Below are 18,580 nucleotides of genomic sequence, written 5' to 3' on the forward strand. Positions count from 1 at the left end.
AGATCCTATCTTCTATTACGTATACGGCTTAAAATGGTTCCAATTTTTTCGGCGGTGTATTCCATTTCTTCATTAGTATTACCCAAACCAAAGCTGAATCGAATCGCGCTCCGCAAAACCTGTTCAGGGATGTTCATAGCCTCAAGAACATGGGACGGTTCCAGTGACCCCGAGGTGCATGCTGATCCGCTAGCAGCGGCGATTCCCTCCATATCCAGATTCATAAGCATGGTCTCGGTTCCGACCTCAGGAAAGCTGATATTAAGGATGTGAGCGAGCCTTGAAGTAGGATGTCCGTTTATAACATAACGGTCCTTGCCAATGTGCTGGTCAAGCGCCGTAAGAAAAGTCCGCCGCAGCCCTTCATCGTAAGCTTGCTTCGCTGGAATATCAGCTGTGGCAAGCTGCGCAGCACGGGCAAAACCTGCGGCACCCGCCAGATTCTCTGTTCCCGCCCGGCGCTTCCTCTCCTGCAGTCCGCCATGCAGCAACGGCTCCAGTCTCGTATTGTGTTGCACATACAGGGCTCCTATGCCTTGGGGACCGTTTATCTTGTGAGCAGAGAAGCTCATGAGATCAACCGGAAGGTCGGAACATGAAATATCAAGAGAACCCAGAGCCTGTACTGCGTCAACATGAAACACAATCCCCCGCTCCCTAGCTAGGGTACCAATCTCCTGAATCGGCTGCACGGTGCCGACCTCATTATTGGCATACATGACACTAATCAGAATCGTGTCATCCGTGATGGCTTCCTTAACCTGATCAGCATACACCATTCCATGAGAATCAACCGGAAGGTAAGTCACACGGTACCCTCTCTTCTCAAGCTCATGACAAGAATGAAGAACAGCATGATGCTCCACGGCTGTTGTGATAATATGCTTTCCTTCTGTATGGCTCACGGCTACCGAGCCAAAGAGAGCTAGATTATCACTTTCCGTACCGCCAGCTGTAAAGACGACTTCATCCGGCCGGCAGCCCAAAGAGGCAGCGAGAGAATCCCGCGCCCCATTCACTGTTCTTTTGGCTGCCCGTCCAAAAGCATGTATGCTGGATGCGTTGCCGTACTGGCCCTGCATCACCCGAAGCATTTCAGCCGCCACCTCAGGATGAACCGGTGTAGAGGCTGCATGGTCCAAATAAATGTTTCTCATTTTTGAACGCCACCTTATTTTAATGAAGAATATCCAGCCCGGAATTCTTACATATTGTTTATGATTTCACAAAATCCTATTGTATCCACATTATAAAGGATAAATCAATACTTTATAAGAAAGAAGCAACTTGGAAGATTATTCAGGTGTTATCCTTAATAAATACACGGTTAAAGGTGGTCCGGTAAATTATGAAAAAGACCGTTCGAAAACACAGAGACCCTATCTACACGTCGCTCATCATCCTTAGCTGCCTGGCTTTGCTTTACCTCACAGCGGGCTTTTATGGAATGGTATCGTGGGGAAGATGATGTAAAAAGGCACCGGAACCAATTCTCCCTGGGAGTCTTGGTGTCTAATGCCTCAACTTTTCCCGTTGAAATCACTCCTAATATCGGCCAAAAGTCTGATTATTACGACAGAGTTAAGATTCAGCCTTTAATTTGGGAATTTTACCGTGGGAAACCAGGACATAGAAACGTATGAGTACTTCTGAAGATGAATAAAGCAGGTGTCAGACAAGGGAGAAGTAGCAGGAGGTCATGGTGGAGGAATGTTTACTTCTGTAGGCACGATTTTGGTTCTCTTTATTCTTCTGGTCATCGTTTCTAGGACCTTTGTGTGACCTTAAAAAGCCCTCTAGTGGATAACAGAGGGCTCGTTCACCTAAATAATGACCTGAGATAAATTGTTTACCCGGGATGGTTCCTGATACATAGGTGACACTTGCAACCATTGGTATCGGCGGTTCAATCCAGCGCAGGATTTTCTACTAGATGTAGAACATATAGTTCTCTTTTGCGCCCTGCTCTTCAAAATTGACCAGGTTATCCAGTGTTGTAGAATCCAGAACCTCGGCAATGCTATCGCGGATACGCAGCCACAGATCACGTTTGGCCGGATCGTCTTCCTCAGTGAAATCCACCGGAGAGATCGGTCCTTCAAGCACGCGGATAATATCCCCTGCTGTAATTTCAGAAGCCTCGCGAGACAATATGTATCCCCCATAAGCACCCCGAATACTCTTAACCAGTCCAGCATTGCGTAGCGGAGCAATCAATTGCTCAAGGTAATGTTCGGATAACTGGTTCTTCTCGGCAATACTCTTCAGGGAGGTTGGTCCTTCACCAAATTTGGCCGCAAGTTCCATCATAATTGTTAATCCATAGCGTCCTTTAGTTGAAATCTTCAAAGAAGCCACCTCTTTCAATTTTCGCATAATCTTTATATAATAGATCTTTGAACCTGTAAAAGTTAGAAACAGGGTACACTATAAGCAAAGTGTTTGCTCAAGAAGCTTATTTACGCCCTATTCCGATCTTTAACCTCAGCTTATCGTAACATATCTCCAGCGATTTTGGAAAACAATCGCTATTTACATTTTTGTTATCTTTACATTATTTACGAACTAAGGAGTGATCAGCATGTCAAAACCAAACAGCGAAACCCGCGTAGTCGTCGGTATGTCAGGAGGGGTGGATTCCTCGGTAACGGCGCTCCTGCTCAAACAACAGGGTTATGACGTGGTAGGCATATTTATGAAGAACTGGGATGATACGGATGAATTCGGCCACTGTACGGCAGAGGCCGATTCCGAAGATGTGCGCCGAGTATGCGAACAGATCGATATTCCGTATTATTCCGTTAACTTTGAGAAGGAATACTATGATAAAGTATTCACTTATTTCTTGGAAGAATACAAGCGCGGCCGGACGCCGAATCCCGACGTCATGTGCAACCGTGAGATTAAATTCGGTGAATTCCTCAATAAGGCCCTGGATTTGGGGGCCGATTATGTGGCAACGGGGCATTATGCGCGGGTTGTGGAGAAAGATGGCAGCTTCCAGCTTCTAAGAGGGGTCGATTCCAACAAAGACCAGACTTATTTCCTGAATGCCCTGACTCAGGACCAGCTCTCCAAGGCGATGTTCCCGATCGGTCACCTGCCTAAACCTGAAGTCCGCCGGATTGCGGAAGAAGCAGGTCTCTACACGGCCAAGAAAAAAGACAGCACTGGCGTATGCTTCATCGGGGAACGCAACTTCCGCGAGTTCTTAAGCCAATATCTGCCTGCCAAATCCGGCGACATGGTGGATATTGCCTCAGGCGAAGTGAAGGGCCGGCACGACGGGCTAATGTACTACACACTCGGACAGCGCCAAGGGCTCGGCATCGGCGGAACGGGGTCCGGCAACGGAGAACCGTGGTTCGTAGCCGACAAGGATTTGGAGCGCAATATTCTGTATGTTGTGCAAGGGGATAAGCATCCGAGCCTATACTCAACCGGGCTGATTGCCTCCGGGGTCAGCTGGATCGATGGCAGCACCCTACAGCCCGGGGACACCAAAACCTGCATGGCCAAGTTCAGATACCGCCAGCCAGATCAAGGCGTTACCGTCAACGCACGCGAGGACGGCACGATACATGTAGCCTTCGACCAACAACAAAAAGCCGTTACTCCTGGACAAGCCGTTGTGTTCTATGACGGGGAAATATGTCTTGGCGGAGGCACAATTGATGTTGTGGAGAAGGTCCCTTATTCCCAACCTGAGCATGTAAAATAAAATAACTATAAATTTGAACAATGATTGTACCGATGAAGGCATCCAGGTGTAATGTTCTTCCGATCGCTGTTGTTCACGGATTTCTTGATCTAAGCATTTCAATAGGGTAGAAATCCGTTAACAAAGGCGAACGCTTCGCTTCTCCAGAATCATTTCACCCTTCTGCCTAATCCCTGATCTTTCGTTAGTTCAACTTTTATAACAAGAAAGCCATCCCGCTCAGGCAATAATCCTGAAAGCCGGATGGCTTTTTGGTGTGACAGATTAGCTGTTGCATTGACGTTGGTCGGATGGAATCCTGAGCACTAGCGCTGTCTTCCCCGCCCATCCTGCTGGCTGCGCAGCTGCTGGTTATGCTTGATTTTGCTTTCATTGCCCTGTTCTGTCGCTTCGTAGAAGACGGCTCCCTTAAGCTCCTCCGGCAGATAGTCCTGCTTCACATAATGCCCCGGGTAATCATGCGGGTACTTGTAGCCGGTATGCCCGAGCTTAACAGCCCCGGCATAGTGGCCATCCCGCAGGTGCAGCGGAACCTCTGCCGACTGCATCCGGTCCATCGCTCCCATCGCCTTGGAGATGGCGGTGTACACTGCGTTCGACTTCGGACTCTCCACCGCAAACAGAATCGCCTGCGCAATATTGAGCTTGGCCTCCGGCCACCCGTTGTTGCGGTAGGCGTCAAGTGCGCTCACCGCCTGCACCATGGCCTGGGGATTGGCCAGGCCAATGTCCTCGCTGCTGGCTGCGATCAGCCGCCGCAGGAATACCATCGGGTCCATGCCGAGCTTCTCGACGGCATAGAGGAACCAGAAGAGCGCCGCGTCACTGGAACCGCGGATGCTCTTGTGGAAGGCCGACAAGACATCGTACTGGGTCGATTCGTCGGCTTTGACAATCGGGCGGCGGATGGACTCCTCCGCCACCTCCAGGGTCAGGTGCACGGTCCCGTCCGCCAGAGGCGGTGTCGTGAGTGCAGCCAGCTCCAGCGCGTTGAGCGCCCTGCGGATGTCCCCGTTGGACACCCAGGCAATGTGCTCCAGCGCATCCTCATCGGCCTGGAGCTTCATATAGCCCAGGCCCTTGTCCGCATCCGCCAGCGCGCGCCGCATCGCGATCAGCGAATGCTCCTTCGTCAGCGGCTCCAGCTGGAACAGTGTCGAGCGGCTCAGTAAGGCCCCGTTCACATAGTGGAACGGGTTCTCTGTGGTCGCCCCGATAAAGATGATCGTTCCCTTCTCCACCGCTGGAAGCAGGGCATCCTGCCTTGAGCTATTGAAACGGTGCACCTCGTCGAGAAACAGGATCGTTTTGATACCGTACATGTTCTTGTCATTCTGGGCCTTCTCTATAACCGCCCTCACGTCTTTAACCGAAGCATCCACAGCGTTAAGGCGCACGAACTCCCCCTGCGTCTGATTGGAAATTATATGTGCAAGCGTGGTCTTGCCGCATCCAGGTGGGCCATATAACAAAATGGAGGATACCTGGTCCGCCTCAATCGCTCTCCGCAGCAGCTTCCCCTTGCCGACAATATGCTCCTGGCCAATATATTCATCTAGTGTGGTTGGACGCATCCGGTCGGCTAACAGCCTCATTCCCGGAGTCGATTCCTGCCCATAAGAGAATAAATCCATAATTTACACATCCTTACCTGACGTCCAAGTCTATCGTTCACCTCTCATTTTATCACAGGATCGCCTATTTTCCGAACTGATGTTTGTCCTTATCCACGGCGTAAAGAACGTTTATAATTATTCTTTCACTTTCTTCCTGGTGCAGAATATGAGTTAATATAGTTGTCGGGCCGACAAAAACAGCTGGGAAAGGGGGCTGATCGAATTGATCACAGTGAACGAGGTGGCTTCCGCGTAAGCGGAGCTGAACCTAATGTCGGGGGGCCGCAAGGCCTCCCTTTTAATTTACGAGACATTTCTATTCTGTGGGTTAGGAAGGAAATGGAATGAAAAAAGTTGAATCTCGGATGGATAATAAGCTATTCTTAATATAGATTACACTACATAACGCTAAGAAAAGAGGTGCTGAGAATGATCAAGTATATGATCGACGTCAGAAGGTTTCCGGTGGGTCAACAATAATTTGTTTTTCTCAAGCGGCCGTTTTATTTTTGACATAAGCAAGAACCTTGTACCATTATTAAAAATCCAAAATCCAAAATCCAAAAATCGAAAGGAGGATCACGACAATGAACACTTTTATCGCATTGACAGTAACGGACGGACAACGATTTAAGGAGGAATTTGAACGTGAATTACAGAAACGGGAAGGATGTGCTTCCCCCTAGACTGCTGAAGGAACTGCAGCATTATATCCAGGGTGAACTGGTATATGTGCCCAAGCTTGAGAGCAAGCGGGCCCCATGGGGTGAAGTGAGCGGATCACGCAAACTGATTGCACGCCGTAACGAGGAGATATTCAGATCTTACTGCGGGGGCTTGTCTGCAACAGAGCTCGCCGTGACCTATCATCTGTCTATTGACAGCATCCGTAAAATTATTACCAAAATGCGTTCTGCGGCCCGGATGTCTGAACAGAAGCAGGCTGTGAGTGCCGGCTCGGTTCAGACCGCTTACCGCTCTTGAGCGCATGTAACAGCTATAACTTTCATGAATTTGAGAAGGGTTCAAACAGCTCTCCAATTCATTCTATACGTAAGGGGCCTTCTTGGCGGGAAGATGATCTTCCTCTCAAGAAGGCCCCTTATTTGGTCTAAGCCCACAGGGGGGCAATCCTAAAGAATAAGGCAGCCGGCAAAGTACCGACCGCCTTATTCCCTGCTTGAGCTTTAGCTTTTATCATGTGACCTGATACGAACGTCTCTTATGCGCACGGTGCTACGGGCTCTTGGCATGCCCGGATAGTCTTCGGGATATTTGTCAACCATCGTCGGCCGTTAACTATAGAGTTTCAATTCAGTTGACAGCTGTCATGCAAAGCCACACCGCGTGCTGGGTCTCGCCAGCTTAAGGCCACACCGTTTCAGCCAGCTCCGGGTCATTCGTTACATAGGCCGGAAGCTCCCCGTCATGAAGCAGCCACAGCTCATGCAGCGCCCGTGTACAGCCCACGTACAGGAGCTTGGCATCCATATCCCCGTAATGCTTCGCATCCGCATCCACCACAATAACGGCGTCAAACTCTAACCCTTTAGAGAGATAAACGGGGAGCACCGAAAATCCGCCCTCGTATTCACTCTTGCGGCCATCGATCAGATTGATCTCATAGTCCTTCCCTGCCAGATCCTCATAAAGCTCCTGAGCCTCACTTAAAGTCCGGGTGAGCAGTGCTGCTGTCCGGTAGGGTCCGGCTTGGATGTGGCCGAGCGCTTTCGCTATAACTTCGAGACGCTCTTGACCTCGTGCAGAAATGACCCTTACCGGGTCTGCACTGCGGAATACCGGTACAGCCATGAGATCCGTTCCTACACCTTGTCTTAAAATTTCATTAGCGAACGTAATAATTTCCATCGTGGACCTGTAGCTTCGCGTCAAGGCGAAGTAAGCCGTCTCGTCAGGCTGGAACAGCGTCTGCATTTCTTCCCAAGAACGAATCCCTTTGTAGTAATGGATGCCTTGGGACAAGTCCCCAAGTATCGTAAAGGAATGCCCTTTGCAGAAACGGTCGAGAACCGCGATCTGGAACGGAGAGAAATCCTGGGCCTCATCGATGACGATATGGTCAAATCGGTGATTGCCCTCGATCTCGTCAACTAGAGAATACAAGTACAGTAGAGCAGGAAGATCCTCTTCGCGGATTTCATTTTTCTTAAGATAGGCCCGGGTTTCTTTGAGAATATGTTCAGGAATTCCCCCCGCAGCCGCACTCTCCCCCAACTGGCCTGACAACTTTTTAACCCCTAGAAACGCCTTATACAGAGTCATAGGGGTAAGCTCCGGCCACTTCTTGGCATAAGCCTTTTCCCTTTTGGATGCCATAGATTTACGTTCTTTCAAAGCTGCAGCCGAAGGCGCCTTCTTCAGCTCCATCTCCATCCAGCGGTGAATCCGGGCCAGTACCCTTTCCTTACGTCTTGCAAGAGGATAGGGTTTATATTCTTCTTCATACCACATCTTAATCGTGGCGAGCGGCAGCTTCTTCCCGTCCCATGGGCAGAAGTCCTCTTCCGGGAGGCATGCCGGTTCAAGCTCATGTATAAATTCATCCAGCATATCGCGGAATTTCAGAGATCCTTTAAACCTTCCCGGCAGCTCATCTTCTTCGTGAGTTCTGCTGCCAGCTTCACGGTCGAACCACCTGGTTAATGCATCCGGTCCGTCTGCAGGCGCTTCATCAAGATTTAACACAGCAGCTGCCCAATCGCTGAACGTATTTTGTTGGATATCCCCAACACCAAGTTCAGGCAGCACCTCCGAAATATAATTGATAAACATGCGGTTAGGCGCAAAAATGACCATTTTCTCCGCGGATATCTGCTCCTTGTATTGATACAACAGATATGCAAGACGGTGCAGAGCTACCGTAGTCTTCCCGCTTCCTGCAACCCCTTGAATGATCAAGGCGGTGTTCTTGCCAGCCCGAATGATCTGGTCCTGCTCCGCTTGAATTGTAGAAACAATATCACGCAGCTTGTTATCCTTGTTCTCCCCGAGACGGTAGAGAAGGAACTCATCCGAGACAGCCGGTCCGTCCGCTTCGGAGTTATATGTATCCACCACACGCTCAAGAATCTGCTTGCGGATAACTACGTTCCGCTTGAGATAGACCAAACCCTCGATCAGGCCTTCCGGAGCTTCGTAGGACGCCGAGTCTCCCCCTGTAAAGGAGTAAAACAAGCTTGCCACAGGCGCCCGCCAATCGATAACCAGCGGCTGTGCGCTGTCCCCTCCCACTCCGACTTTGCCAATATAAAGAGGATGTCTTACCCCGCCGCGTTCTTCAAAATCAAGCCTGCCAAAATAAGGCTCCTGCAGAGATTGGGCAAGCTGCCTCCGCTGGGTGTCCCTTCCGGCCTCAAGCACCTGCTCTGTATAATCATGCCCCGTATACACGGGAATGCCGCGCAGCCGCTCAAGCTCTTTGTCTATCGTGATCAAGGTGCGGTCCAGCCGCTCCTTCTCTTCTTGATAGGCACTTTGAAAATCGTCCATTTCAGTTACCTCCTAAGAATAAAATTTAATGAAAAGGATTTTAAGTATACCATTGTTCTGTGTGAAAAAGCGAATAGAAAAAGACCGCACCGGAAAAATCCGGTGTGGTCCATTTGTGGTCATTCTATCAAAGCTTAGGCTTCTTTGTCAGAAGGCCTCTTAAGGCCAAGTACCAGTTTCTCAACGGTCTTCACTATTCTGGCTTCACGCGTTTCTGGCCGCTTGGCTTCCTCAATCCACTGCAGATAAGCCTTCCGGTGGGACGGAGCGAGCGCTGCAAAAAATTCAGCTGCCTTCGGCGATTCATTGAGCCGCTGCTGGAGATCATCAGGGACGGGCAGGGCAGCTGTTCCGCTATCAGAACGTCCAGTCTTCGGCCGCGCAGCCCCTGATCTGCGGGGAGCCGAATCCTTCTCCCGGGCCGGACGGTAGCGCATTGCAGACCACCGCTCATCAATAGAGACAAGCGACACACCCTCATAGCCAGAGCCCGTTACCACATCCCAGCCTTTATCGCGATTCAGATCGGTTCCCGCCTTCGCTCCGCCCTTCATATAGCAGAACCACAGAAGGCCATCTTCCTTGACCCCCCGTATCGCAGTGGGAGCCAGTTCCTCCACTTCTTGAATGGATTTGACAAACACCTGAACGAAGTCATACACAGCAGGTTCTTCCTGAACCCGGGTCACTTCCTTTGAAAGACCCAGCTCCTGCAAATACTGGTCAGGCGGGTTAAGAATCAGCACCGCTCCCGATTCAGGGAGGCGGAGCTTCCGCGCAAGCTGCTCATTCATGCTTTTGCACTCTCCAGCAGATCACGGACAGCAACACTCACCATGAACAAACCAACTACCGGGGGCACGAAGGAAATACTCGCTGGCGGCTGCTTGGCCTTACGGCGGTCAGGCGCATTCTCGGGCACGATCTTTTGGGTCACGTCTTCGCGCGGCTTAACCGGAGGTTCGGTGGAAAATACAACTTTAACCCCTTTTTTGATCCCAATCTCACGCAGTTTGCTGCGGACCACCCTAGCCATAGGGTCCATATGGGTCTTGGATATGTCTGCGACCTGAAATTTGGTCGGGTCCATCCGGTTGGCAGCACCCATGCTTGAAACAATCGGAATGTCGCGTTCACGGCATTCCCTGATTAGATGAACTTTGTAAATAATCGTATCCGAAGCATCCAGAACATAACTGAGATCATACTTAAATAGCTCTTCATATGTTTCTTCGGTATAGAACATGTTCAAAGCAATTGTCTCACACTCCGGATTGATGAGCTTCACGCGCTCACACATCAGATCCACTTTACTTTGACCTACGGTTGAGGTCAGCGCATGAATTTGCCGGTTCACATTCGTTATATCAACTACATCTTTATCAATCAGCACAATCCGGCCGACACCTGCGCGTGCGAGGGACTCCACAGCAATGGAACCTACCCCGCCGATGCCGAGTACCGCTACTGTGCTGTTCTTGAGAACTTCCAGTCCTTCAGCACCAATCGCCAGCTCGGTCCGGGAAAATTGATTAAGCATGTAAAGGCCCTCCTGACTTGCGGACTTTATTTTTTGTCTTCAACCGGTTTCTTCGCAACCTTGATATGAAGCTGTTCCAACTGATTGATGTCGACCTCTGCAGGAGCGTTCATCAGCGGATCGGTAGCACTGGCCGTTTTCGGGAATGCGATCGTCTCACGGAGGTTCGTACGGCCTGCCAACAGCATAACCACACGGTCGAAGCCAAACGCCATACCACCATGAGGAGGAGTACCATATTCGAAAGCGTCTAGCAGATAGCCGAATTTGTCCTGAACTTCTTCAGGCGGCAATCCCAGTGCCTTAAACATTTTCTCCTGTACTTCACGCTTGTATATCCGCATGGAGCCGCCGCCGACTTCATAACCGTTAAGTACAAGGTCATACGCTTGAGCGCGGATTTGGCCCGGATCAGTGTCGAACAGGGCAATATCTTCCTCACGTGGACGAGTGAACGGATGGTGCTCCGCCACATAACGCTTCTGATCCTCATCCCATCCGAGAAGCGGGAAGTCAACCACCCATGCGAATTTGAACACACTGTCATCAATTAGCCCTAGCTGACGGCCGATTTTCAGACGAAGATTTCCAAGCACATCCGCAACAACCTTCTTAGTGTCCGCGGAGAACAGCAGCAGGTCACCCTCTTCTGCCCCGGTGCGTTCCTTAACCGCCTCGATTTCTTCTGGGGTAAAGAACTTCACGATTGGCCCCTTGAATTCGCCATCCTTGACTTGAATCCACGCAAGACCTTTGGCACCATAACGCGCGGCGAACGGTCCCAGATCGTCGATCTCTTTACGGCTCCAGGTTCCGCAGCCTTTTGCGTTAAGTACTTTAACCTCTCCGCCTTTTTCAATAACGGAAGCAAACACCTTAACCCCGCTGGATGCCACAATATCGCTGACTTGGATCAGTTCCATGCCAAAACGGAGATCGGGCTTGTCCGAACCGTATTTGTCCATGGCATCCGCATAGCTAAGACGCTGGAACGGTGCTGGGATATCCACATTAACTGTTTCTTTGAACAGGCGCACAACCAACTCCTCCATCATGCCCAGCAGCTCATCCTGACTGAGGAAGGAAGTCTCAATGTCGACCTGGGTAAATTCAGGCTGACGATCCGCACGAAGGTCTTCGTCACGGAAGCAGCGTGCGATTTGGTAGTAGCGTTCCAAACCGCCCACCATCAGAAGCTGCTTATACAGCTGCGGGGATTGCGGCAGGGCGAAGAACTCACCAGCATGCACACGGCTTGGCACCAAGTAGTCTCTGGCTCCTTCAGGGGAGCTCTTAGTCAGGATTGGAGTTTCTACTTCGATGAACTGCTCGTTATCCAAGAAATCGCGGAACACTTTAGCCGCTTTGGAACGGAGCCACAGCGTCTTTTGCATTTCCGGACGGCGCAGGTCCAGGTAACGGTATTTCAGACGAAGATTTTCATCCACTTCAATTCCATCCTCGATGAAGAAAGGAGGGGTCTTGGCTGCATTCAACACTTCAATCTCAGTGATCTGAACTTCGATCTCCCCGGTAGGCAGGTTCGGGTTCACCGTCTCGGCATCACGCTGTACCACTTTCCCCTGAACTGCAATTACATACTCACTGCGTACCTTGTCAGCAGTCTGAAGAGCTTCTCCAGAGTATGCAGGGTTAAATACTACCTGTACGATTCCGCTGCGGTCCCTTAGATCGATAAAGAGGACCCCACCTAGATCACGGCGGGTCTGTACCCAGCCGTTCAGTGTTACCGTTTCTCCAATGTTAGCGGTGCTAAGCGCGCCGCAGTGATGTGTTCTGTTCAATGTTTATTCCTCCTAGTTGGTGTGACCCTCCCAAACCCTCCCTGGAAGGGAGGGCCCCAAGGGCTTCGCCCTCTGGACACCCGAAATTTTGGCGGATGAGAAGGGTTGGCGTGCTCTTGGCGGGTGGATGCTTGGATTCGCTTGTCGTCCCTTTGGGACCCGCTTGGTTTTGGTTGTACCTGGGTACGGAAAACCATTTGCTGATGGTGCTGCTTAAGAGAGTTTGATGCTTTATGTTGACGTAAAAGCCGCTTGCCGTCCCTGCGGGACCCGCTCTATGGTAGTGCGGCTGCATTGTGGCCTACTTCGTGCTTGCAGCGCTCTCCCTAACGGGATTTGCTTTACAGTTGTGCGGTGCTTGATTGCGCTACTTCGTGCTCGGAGCGCTCTCCCTTACGGGATTTGCTTTACAGTTGTGCGGCGCTCGGTTGCGCTACTTCGTGCTTGCAGCGCTCTCCCTTACGGGATTTGCTTTACAGTTGTGCGGCGCTTGGTTGCGCTACTTCGTGCTTGCAGCGCTCTCCCTTACGGGATTCGCTTTACAGTTGTGCGGCGCTCGGTTACGCTACTTCGTTCTCGGAGCGCTCTCCCTTACGGGATTCGCTTTACAGTCGTACAGTGCTTGGTTGGGCTACTTCAACTCGGCGGCAAGGTCTTCCAGCTTGACAGTGCGCTGTTCGCCGGTTTCCATCAGCTTAACCGCGATTTCTCCACGGGCCAGTTCGTCATCGCCGAGGATGGCCGTATAGCGTGCCTGCATGCGATCAGCGGATTTGAGCTGGGCCTTCATCTTGCGGCCGAGATAATCGCGCTCCGCCGAGATTCCAGCCTTACGCAGCTTGAACAGCTGTTTCGTAATTTCCTTGTCGGCCGCTTCACCCAATCCCACCAGATATACGTCTAGTGGCCGGTAGCCTTGAACCTCGATATTCTGATTTTCAAGAATCAGATGAATCCGCTCAAGTCCGATTGCAAGTCCTACCCCCGGCTGGTCAGGGCCGCCCACTTCGGCAACAAGTTTGTTGTAGCGTCCGCCGCCGCCAACGGTATCGATGGCTCCAATGCCCTGGGCCTTGTATTCGAAAGCGGTCAACGTGTAATAATCCAACCCGCGTACCAGCCTGTGATTGATCGTGTAGTCCACATTCATATCCGTGAGATAAGACTTAACCTGTTCGAAATGTGTCCGGCTCTCTTCGTCCAGACTGTCCAGAATAGAGGGGGCTCCGGTAAATTTGTCCTGGTCGACCTTGCAGTCAAGCACCCGCATCGGGTTCCGTTCCATTCTGGATTGGCAATCTTTGCACAAGCTGTCTTTCATCGGGGTCAGGAACGCAAGCAGCTTCTCGCGGTAATCGGCCCGGCTCTGCGGGTTGCCGACAGAGTTCACTTCCACGGTCACTCCCTGCAGACCAAGCTCCTTGCACAGCTCGTACCCGAGGGAAATCACTTCGGCATCGATCGCCGGATCAATCGCACCGATGGCCTCTATCCCGAACTGATGGAACTGACGCTGGCGTCCCGCCTGCGGACGCTCATACCGGAACATAGGCCCGATATAATAGAGCTTGCTGACATCAGGCTCGCCATACAGCTTGTTCTCGACGTAAGAGCGAACCACCCCGGCCGTCCCTTCCGGGCGGAGGGTCATGCTGCGCTCGCCTTTATCAAGGAAGGTGTACATTTCTTTTTCAACGATATCCGTTGTCTCACCCACCCCGCGCTCAAACAAGGATGTCTGTTCAAAAATTGGCGTGCGAATCTCCCGGTAATTAAACCGGCGGCAGAGATCTCTCGCCTTCTCTTCAATGAACTGCCACCGTTCTACAACACCCGGCAGCAGATCTTGGGTTCCTGTTGGTTTCTGAAAGCCCATTCTCAAGTCACCCTCCTCATTAACTTTAAATCACGAATCAGCTTCCTGATCCTGATAAATAAAAAAGCCCCCCATCCCTGTTGTATCAACAGGGACGAGAGACTAAGATATCCTAATCGCTCGTGGTGCCACCCACATTCCGGATACACGCCTGTCAGAACCCTGCAATACTGCTTATTACCAGGATTCTGCCTTAACCGGCATCCGCTTTAATACGGTTAACGCCCGTCCTACGCCATCAGCTACTGCGGAATGGTTACCTGTTCGCTGATGATTCTCTGGGAGGTCTTTCATGCAGTCATCACCGGAATTCTTCCAGCCTGGCCATCTCCGGTATAGTATTCACCGCAAGTGGCATCGGAATTCCTCTCTGAGGGTGTGGAGCTGAATTACTTTGTCCCGTCATTGAAGTTCATGATATAGAACTGTTAGTCCCACATACAAGTTTTTTTCATTGTAAGTAACCACACTGACAAAGTCAAGATATTAACCCAAGAAAAAAACCTGCCAGCCGAAGCTGCAGGTCCAAAATGGTATATTAAAAGGGGGTCATGCTGTTATTATAAACAGGCTATGTTAAAGAACCATGAAACTAATATTACATTTATATTACAGAAGTGAAAGCGGTTGAAATCCAGTTCATGATCGAAAGAAAAGCGTTCGCTTTTATGACCGGACACCCACCTTATATATTTAATTCAAGGAATCTGGGAGCAGCGTGTGCTCGGATGAACATTTTATACCGGCTGCCTTACCCCGTAAATCAATAGTCCAATTTATATAAAATAAAGTTAAAAGCCGCCCTTTGGGGACGGCTTCCAGCTGGTTTAGTCCAGAACTTCCACATATGCTCCCTGGGAGCGGAGTTTTGACACAATCTGATCAATTTCCGACTCCTTGACAGAAGCACTGAGCACATACCTTAATTTATTATAATCATAACTTGATGAAGCCTCCGCGTCTTCACGGCGGTCACGCTGATGCTCATCGCTCTCTAAGTTAACCTCGTCGTTGTTCAAGCTGCTGTTGGCATCACGGTCCATAGCAACCAGAGGAACAACGGTCTGAGGGCCTGTAGTGCCCGTAAATCCGCTTGTTCCAAAGGCGGCCCCTCCAAAGACCGGAGTTCCTCCCGCCGGATTGGCCACAATCGGTCCAAATAGATCTCTGTCACTCGAAAGGGTATGTTCAAGGGAACCTGTCTCCAAATGCTCCGTTTCAAAAGAGAGCAAACTTGTTTTGGCCCCTTCTGCCTGGCTTTCCGTTTCGAAGTATGCTTGAATATGTTTACTCATAATAAAATCTCTCCTTTACCACATTTGGATTCAGGTATCCCTTATTAAGCCAGTTTCTTCAGAATCTCACGGACAAAAGCTGGTTCATCCTTAGGTGTCCGCGATGAGATAAAGTTGTCATCCACTACAACTTCCTTATCCTCAAATTTTGCCCCGGCATTGACTACATCATCCTGAAGAGGAGGATAGGAGGTTAAGGTCCGTCCCTTGGCAAGGCCAGCACTGATCAAAATTTGAGGACCGTGACAGATCGCCGCAATCGGTTTCTTTGCCTCATTGACTTTCTTCACGAAGTCCAGAACGCCCCTGTCCAAGCGAAGGTTCTCTGGCGATGAGCCTCCAGGAATCACAACCGCATCGTAATCTTCGGCCTTAACCTCAGAAACCGCCTTATCTGTGGTGTATTCGGCTTTTCCCTGCTTGCCCTTTAGCGTCTCTCCCGCTTTCAAGCCTATAACTTCAACCTGATGTCCGGCTTTCTTAATCTCGTCATAAGGAACCTGCATTTCGGAATCTTCAAATTGATTTGCCAGCAAAAAAGCAACCTTACTCATGGTATTCCTGTCTCCTTTCCGTAACTATCCTTCGCTTGTTATTACCCGGATGACATGGATTTATAACAGAGCCAGACGGGTTGCCCGGCTTAGCTTCATTTGATAGTCCTATCGGTAGCACAGCTCATAACGGGGCGTTCACCCACCCTAAGGGATACCTTATTCATCGATACATACAACAAAAAACCACCGGACTTGGATTTCGTCCGGCAGTCTTTGTGAACTGGAGATTATTAATCTACCATTTTCATTTTGAAAATATGGTGTAGCCCTAGCGTGGCGGCTCCTACCGCGGCCCCAAGCTCCTTCCAGCTCGCCGGTTTGATCGGAGTAGGGCGTTCAAATACGTTGGCCTCGTGCTCCCGAATCTTTGCCGTTAACCTATCAAAGAAAGCCTGGTTCTCGGTAATCCATCCGTTCAGGATTAGCTGCTCCGGATTAATAAACTGCAGTATTGCCCCACAATAGGCGGACAAATGATCAACCAGAGCCCCAAGCTCCTTGTGGAGAGGTCCCTCTGTCCGCATTCCGTCCTCCATGAATTTGTGAAGCACTTCTTTGGACGTAAGTCCCTGATCTGAGAAAACCTCCGGGTACTCCTGCCGCAGCCGAAGCGCCAGCCTCTCCGTGCAATAAGGAGAAAATACACGTATTCGTCCGGCTCCTCCCGAGCTGCCTCGGTAAATTTTATCGTTAATGACAATACCCGCACCCACCCCATAATCGATCAGAATATAGACGAGGGTGCTGAGTCCCTGGGCCACTCCATTAAACCGCTCGGCAAATCCAGCCGCGTCCAAATCATTAAACAGGCTCACCGGAACTTGGTAGGTCATTTCGAGAAAACCTCCCAGATTCATCTCCTCAAGCTGAAGCGGGATTGCACGAAGGACCTTCTGCGAGGTCTCATCGACCCTTCCGGGCACCGATACGCCGATTCTTCGCAGCTGATCCCTGGAGATTGGACAGCTATCCAGAAAATCATCCACGATGCCCACGAGCTCCTGCCATATCGCAGTCTCCCCAATCAACCTCGGTATTGTACGGGAGGCTTTAATCTCTCCACGCATATTGAGCAGCACACACTGGGCTCCGGCAAGGTCCAGCCCAAGCACATAACCACTGTCTGCTTTTATATTAAGCAAGGTTACTCTCCGGCCTACACCAGACCCGGAAGTCCCCGTCTCATAAATGATCCCTTCCCTGAGGGCCTCCTCTACCAAAATCGACACGGTTGACGGGCTCAGCTTGGTCTGTCGGGATAACTCAATCCGGGATACAGGGCCATGCTGATATATAAGATGCAGCAGCAAGGATTTATTGATCTCGCGAAGCATTTGCTGATTTCCGATTTTGCCCATGGTTTCGATATATCTCCTCGTAAGCAAGTCTAGTTCAATCCATACAGTATACCACTGCTGTTTAGTCTTCGGATATAGAAAAAGCCTGTGCCGATGCGGAAGAGGACGGCGTTTTTATCATCTTGAACATCACCAGAAAAGCCACCATGCCAAGCAGAGTTACGCCTGCACTGATCTGGTACAAGGTTCTGGTCCCTAGTTCCTGGAACATCCAGCCGCCCAAGGTCCCGGCAATAATGCCGGACGCTCCACTCCAGCTCAAGCCATACACGGCCTGCCCGGTTGACAAATACTCATGCGGAATCAGGCGTGTGGTCAAGCGGGTGCCGATGTAATAATACGCTCCAAAAGTGACACAGTGCATCAACTGGATTGCAATAATTCCAAGCGGGCTGTCGGTCAGGCTCATCAGCAGCCAGCGGACGGAATACAGGAGACTAACAACCGCCATCCAGACCACCATAGGTTTCGTGTCATTTTTCAGATACCGGTCAAGCAGCAGGAATACAGGAGCTTCCAGAATGGCGGTGGCAAAGATCGACCACCCGACAGCGGAATCAGAGCCGCCTAAATCCTTAATATGAAGACCAACAAATGTCTGGTTAATAATGTTAGGCACAGATACAAGAATACCAATCAGCAGCAGCGCCAGAAACTGGGGGTTCATGAACACCCTTCTATAGCCTGCATTAGAGAAGGTATCCTGCTTACGGCTCCCGCTTCCCCGGGGCAGCGTAAAAGCGAACAGTATGGACAGGATCATCACTACGTCAAATATAATCCACAATTGGCCGATACCAATCTTCCCAATAACCGGTCCCGCCGCGGCGGCGCTTACCGCCCAGCCAAGTGAACCCCACTGCCGGAAGGAGCCGAATTTGTAACCTGTGCCTGCAATTACACTTAGAATCAAGCTGTTGCTCTGAATAAACAGCGGACTCTGAAATATGAAGAACACAAGCATGGCTCCATATATGAGGGATTCGGATTGAATCAGGAATATCCCCTGCATCACAGCAAATGCCCCGATGGAAGCTATAATCAGGATCAGCCTATTATTATTGAGCCGGTCCGACCAGTAAGCCCAAATCGGATTGGCGATTAACGAAACTACGGGTCCCCCCGAGAGAAGTGCTCCGATCTCAATCGTTGTTAATCCAATATGCTTTAAATAAAGGGCAAAGAAAGTGGAGTAGATGCCAATCGCACCATACATTAAAAAGTTAAAAGTTTTCAGCTTAACGAATCCAGCCTGATGTACGGTGTCACCGCTCATGGACTTTGCAACCTTCCTTTCCTACG

15 protein-coding genes are annotated in these 18,580 nt (G+C 50.4%); 3 read left to right on the plus strand and 12 right to left on the minus strand.

Going from position 1 to position 18,580, the window contains the following annotated elements:
* Window positions 1-5: 5 nt before the first annotated feature.
* Complete coding sequence (locus KJS63_RS05225; protein ID WP_213618205.1) at window positions 6-1,157, minus strand: cysteine desulfurase family protein; 1,152 nt, start codon at window positions 1,155-1,157, stop codon at window positions 6-8.
* Window positions 1,158-1,710: 553 nt separating this feature from the next.
* Here KJS63_RS05225 and KJS63_RS26105 point away from each other — a divergent pair.
* A complete protein-coding gene (locus KJS63_RS26105) occupies window positions 1,711-1,782 on the plus strand; it encodes a YjcZ family sporulation protein (RefSeq protein WP_244862507.1) in 72 nt (23 codons plus the stop codon).
* Between the two features lie 147 nt (window positions 1,783-1,929).
* On the opposite strand, the gene cymR is transcribed toward KJS63_RS26105, so the two are convergent.
* Window positions 1,930-2,349 (minus strand): cysteine metabolism transcriptional regulator CymR, encoded by a 420-nt coding sequence (gene cymR, locus KJS63_RS05230; protein ID WP_068615882.1) that lies wholly within the window; start codon window positions 2,347-2,349, stop codon window positions 1,930-1,932.
* A gap of 232 nt (window positions 2,350-2,581) precedes the next feature.
* On the opposite strand from cymR, the gene mnmA reads away from it, so the two are divergent.
* A complete protein-coding gene (gene mnmA, locus KJS63_RS05235) occupies window positions 2,582-3,721 on the plus strand; it encodes a tRNA 2-thiouridine(34) synthase MnmA (RefSeq protein ID WP_213618206.1) in 1,140 nt (379 codons plus the stop codon).
* A gap of 305 nt (window positions 3,722-4,026) precedes the next feature.
* Here the strand turns inward: mnmA and KJS63_RS05240 are convergent, their stop codons facing one another.
* Entirely contained in the window at window positions 4,027-5,355 is a 1,329-nt protein-coding gene (locus tag KJS63_RS05240; RefSeq protein ID WP_068615879.1) for a replication-associated recombination protein A, read from the minus strand.
* Window positions 5,356-5,985: 630 nt separating this feature from the next.
* On the opposite strand from KJS63_RS05240, the gene KJS63_RS05245 reads away from it, so the two are divergent.
* A complete protein-coding gene (locus KJS63_RS05245; RefSeq protein ID WP_068615877.1) occupies window positions 5,986-6,321 on the plus strand; it encodes a CD3324 family protein in 336 nt (111 codons plus the stop codon).
* Window positions 6,322-6,702: 381 nt separating this feature from the next.
* Here KJS63_RS05245 and KJS63_RS05250 read toward each other — a convergent pair whose 3' ends face one another.
* From KJS63_RS05250 to KJS63_RS05290, 9 genes are all read right to left on the minus strand, one after another.
* Window positions 6,703-8,847: a HelD family protein gene (locus tag KJS63_RS05250; protein WP_213618207.1), complete on the minus strand. Its 2,145-nt coding sequence runs from the start codon at window positions 8,845-8,847 to the stop codon at window positions 6,703-6,705.
* Between the two features lie 134 nt (window positions 8,848-8,981).
* Complete coding sequence (locus KJS63_RS05255) at window positions 8,982-9,641, minus strand: YdeI/OmpD-associated family protein (RefSeq protein ID WP_213618208.1); 660 nt, start codon at window positions 9,639-9,641, stop codon at window positions 8,982-8,984.
* Window positions 9,638-10,387, minus strand: coding sequence for a tRNA threonylcarbamoyladenosine dehydratase (locus KJS63_RS05260; protein WP_213618209.1), 750 nt, complete (start codon window positions 10,385-10,387; stop codon window positions 9,638-9,640). The genes KJS63_RS05255 and KJS63_RS05260 overlap by 4 nt, the downstream gene beginning before the upstream one ends.
* A 26-nt stretch (window positions 10,388-10,413) precedes the next feature.
* Window positions 10,414-12,192: an aspartate--tRNA ligase gene (gene aspS / locus KJS63_RS05265; protein WP_068615869.1), complete on the minus strand. Its 1,779-nt coding sequence runs from the start codon at window positions 12,190-12,192 to the stop codon at window positions 10,414-10,416.
* 631 nt (window positions 12,193-12,823) lie between these two features.
* Window positions 12,824-14,068, minus strand: coding sequence for a histidine--tRNA ligase (hisS, locus tag KJS63_RS05270; RefSeq protein WP_213618210.1), 1,245 nt, complete (start codon window positions 14,066-14,068; stop codon window positions 12,824-12,826).
* 827 nt (window positions 14,069-14,895) lie between these two features.
* Window positions 14,896-15,363, minus strand: a complete 468-nt coding sequence (locus KJS63_RS05275) for a hypothetical protein (RefSeq protein ID WP_213618211.1) — start codon at window positions 15,361-15,363, stop codon at window positions 14,896-14,898.
* 44 nt (window positions 15,364-15,407) lie between these two features.
* A complete protein-coding gene (locus tag KJS63_RS05280; RefSeq protein ID WP_213618212.1) occupies window positions 15,408-15,917 on the minus strand; it encodes a type 1 glutamine amidotransferase domain-containing protein in 510 nt (169 codons plus the stop codon).
* 233 nt (window positions 15,918-16,150) lie between these two features.
* On the minus strand, window positions 16,151-17,278 hold the full coding sequence (locus KJS63_RS05285) for an ROK family transcriptional regulator (RefSeq protein ID WP_213618213.1): 1,128 nt from the start codon (window positions 17,276-17,278) through the stop codon (window positions 16,151-16,153).
* Between the two features lie 61 nt (window positions 17,279-17,339).
* Window positions 17,340-18,554: an MFS transporter gene (locus tag KJS63_RS05290; protein ID WP_213618214.1), complete on the minus strand. Its 1,215-nt coding sequence runs from the start codon at window positions 18,552-18,554 to the stop codon at window positions 17,340-17,342.
* Between the last annotated feature and the right edge of the window lie 26 nt (window positions 18,555-18,580).

Source organism: Paenibacillus sp. J22TS3 (genome assembly GCF_018403205.1).
In the GTDB taxonomy this organism is placed as follows: Bacteria; Bacillota; Bacilli; order Paenibacillales; family Paenibacillaceae; genus Fontibacillus; species Fontibacillus tuaregi.

What these genes read in the sequence shown, in the direction of transcription:
- KJS63_RS05290 (WP_213618214.1), bottom strand. Translation starts at nt 18,554, where the DNA reads ATGAGCGGTGACACCGTACATCAGGCTGGATTCGTTAAGCTGAAAACT.
- KJS63_RS05225 (WP_213618205.1), bottom strand. Translation starts at nt 1,157, where the DNA reads ATGAGAAACATTTATTTGGACCATGCAGCCTCTACACCGGTTCATCCT.
- KJS63_RS05250 (WP_213618207.1), bottom strand. Translation starts at nt 8,847, where the DNA reads ATGGACGATTTTCAAAGTGCCTATCAAGAAGAGAAGGAGCGGCTGGAC.
- KJS63_RS05285 (WP_213618213.1), bottom strand. Translation starts at nt 17,278, where the DNA reads ATGGGCAAAATCGGAAATCAGCAAATGCTTCGCGAGATCAATAAATCC.
- KJS63_RS05280 (WP_213618212.1), bottom strand. Translation starts at nt 15,917, where the DNA reads ATGAGTAAGGTTGCTTTTTTGCTGGCAAATCAATTTGAAGATTCCGAA.
- KJS63_RS05260 (WP_213618209.1), bottom strand. Translation starts at nt 10,387, where the DNA reads ATGCTTAATCAATTTTCCCGGACCGAGCTGGCGATTGGTGCTGAAGGA.
- KJS63_RS05255 (WP_213618208.1), bottom strand. Translation starts at nt 9,641, where the DNA reads ATGAATGAGCAGCTTGCGCGGAAGCTCCGCCTCCCTGAATCGGGAGCG.
- KJS63_RS05240 (WP_068615879.1), bottom strand. Translation starts at nt 5,355, where the DNA reads ATGGATTTATTCTCTTATGGGCAGGAATCGACTCCGGGAATGAGGCTG.
- hisS (WP_213618210.1), bottom strand. Translation starts at nt 14,068, where the DNA reads ATGGGCTTTCAGAAACCAACAGGAACCCAAGATCTGCTGCCGGGTGTT.
- mnmA (WP_213618206.1), top strand. Translation starts at nt 2,582, where the DNA reads ATGTCAAAACCAAACAGCGAAACCCGCGTAGTCGTCGGTATGTCAGGA.
- KJS63_RS05275 (WP_213618211.1), bottom strand. Translation starts at nt 15,363, where the DNA reads ATGAGTAAACATATTCAAGCATACTTCGAAACGGAAAGCCAGGCAGAA.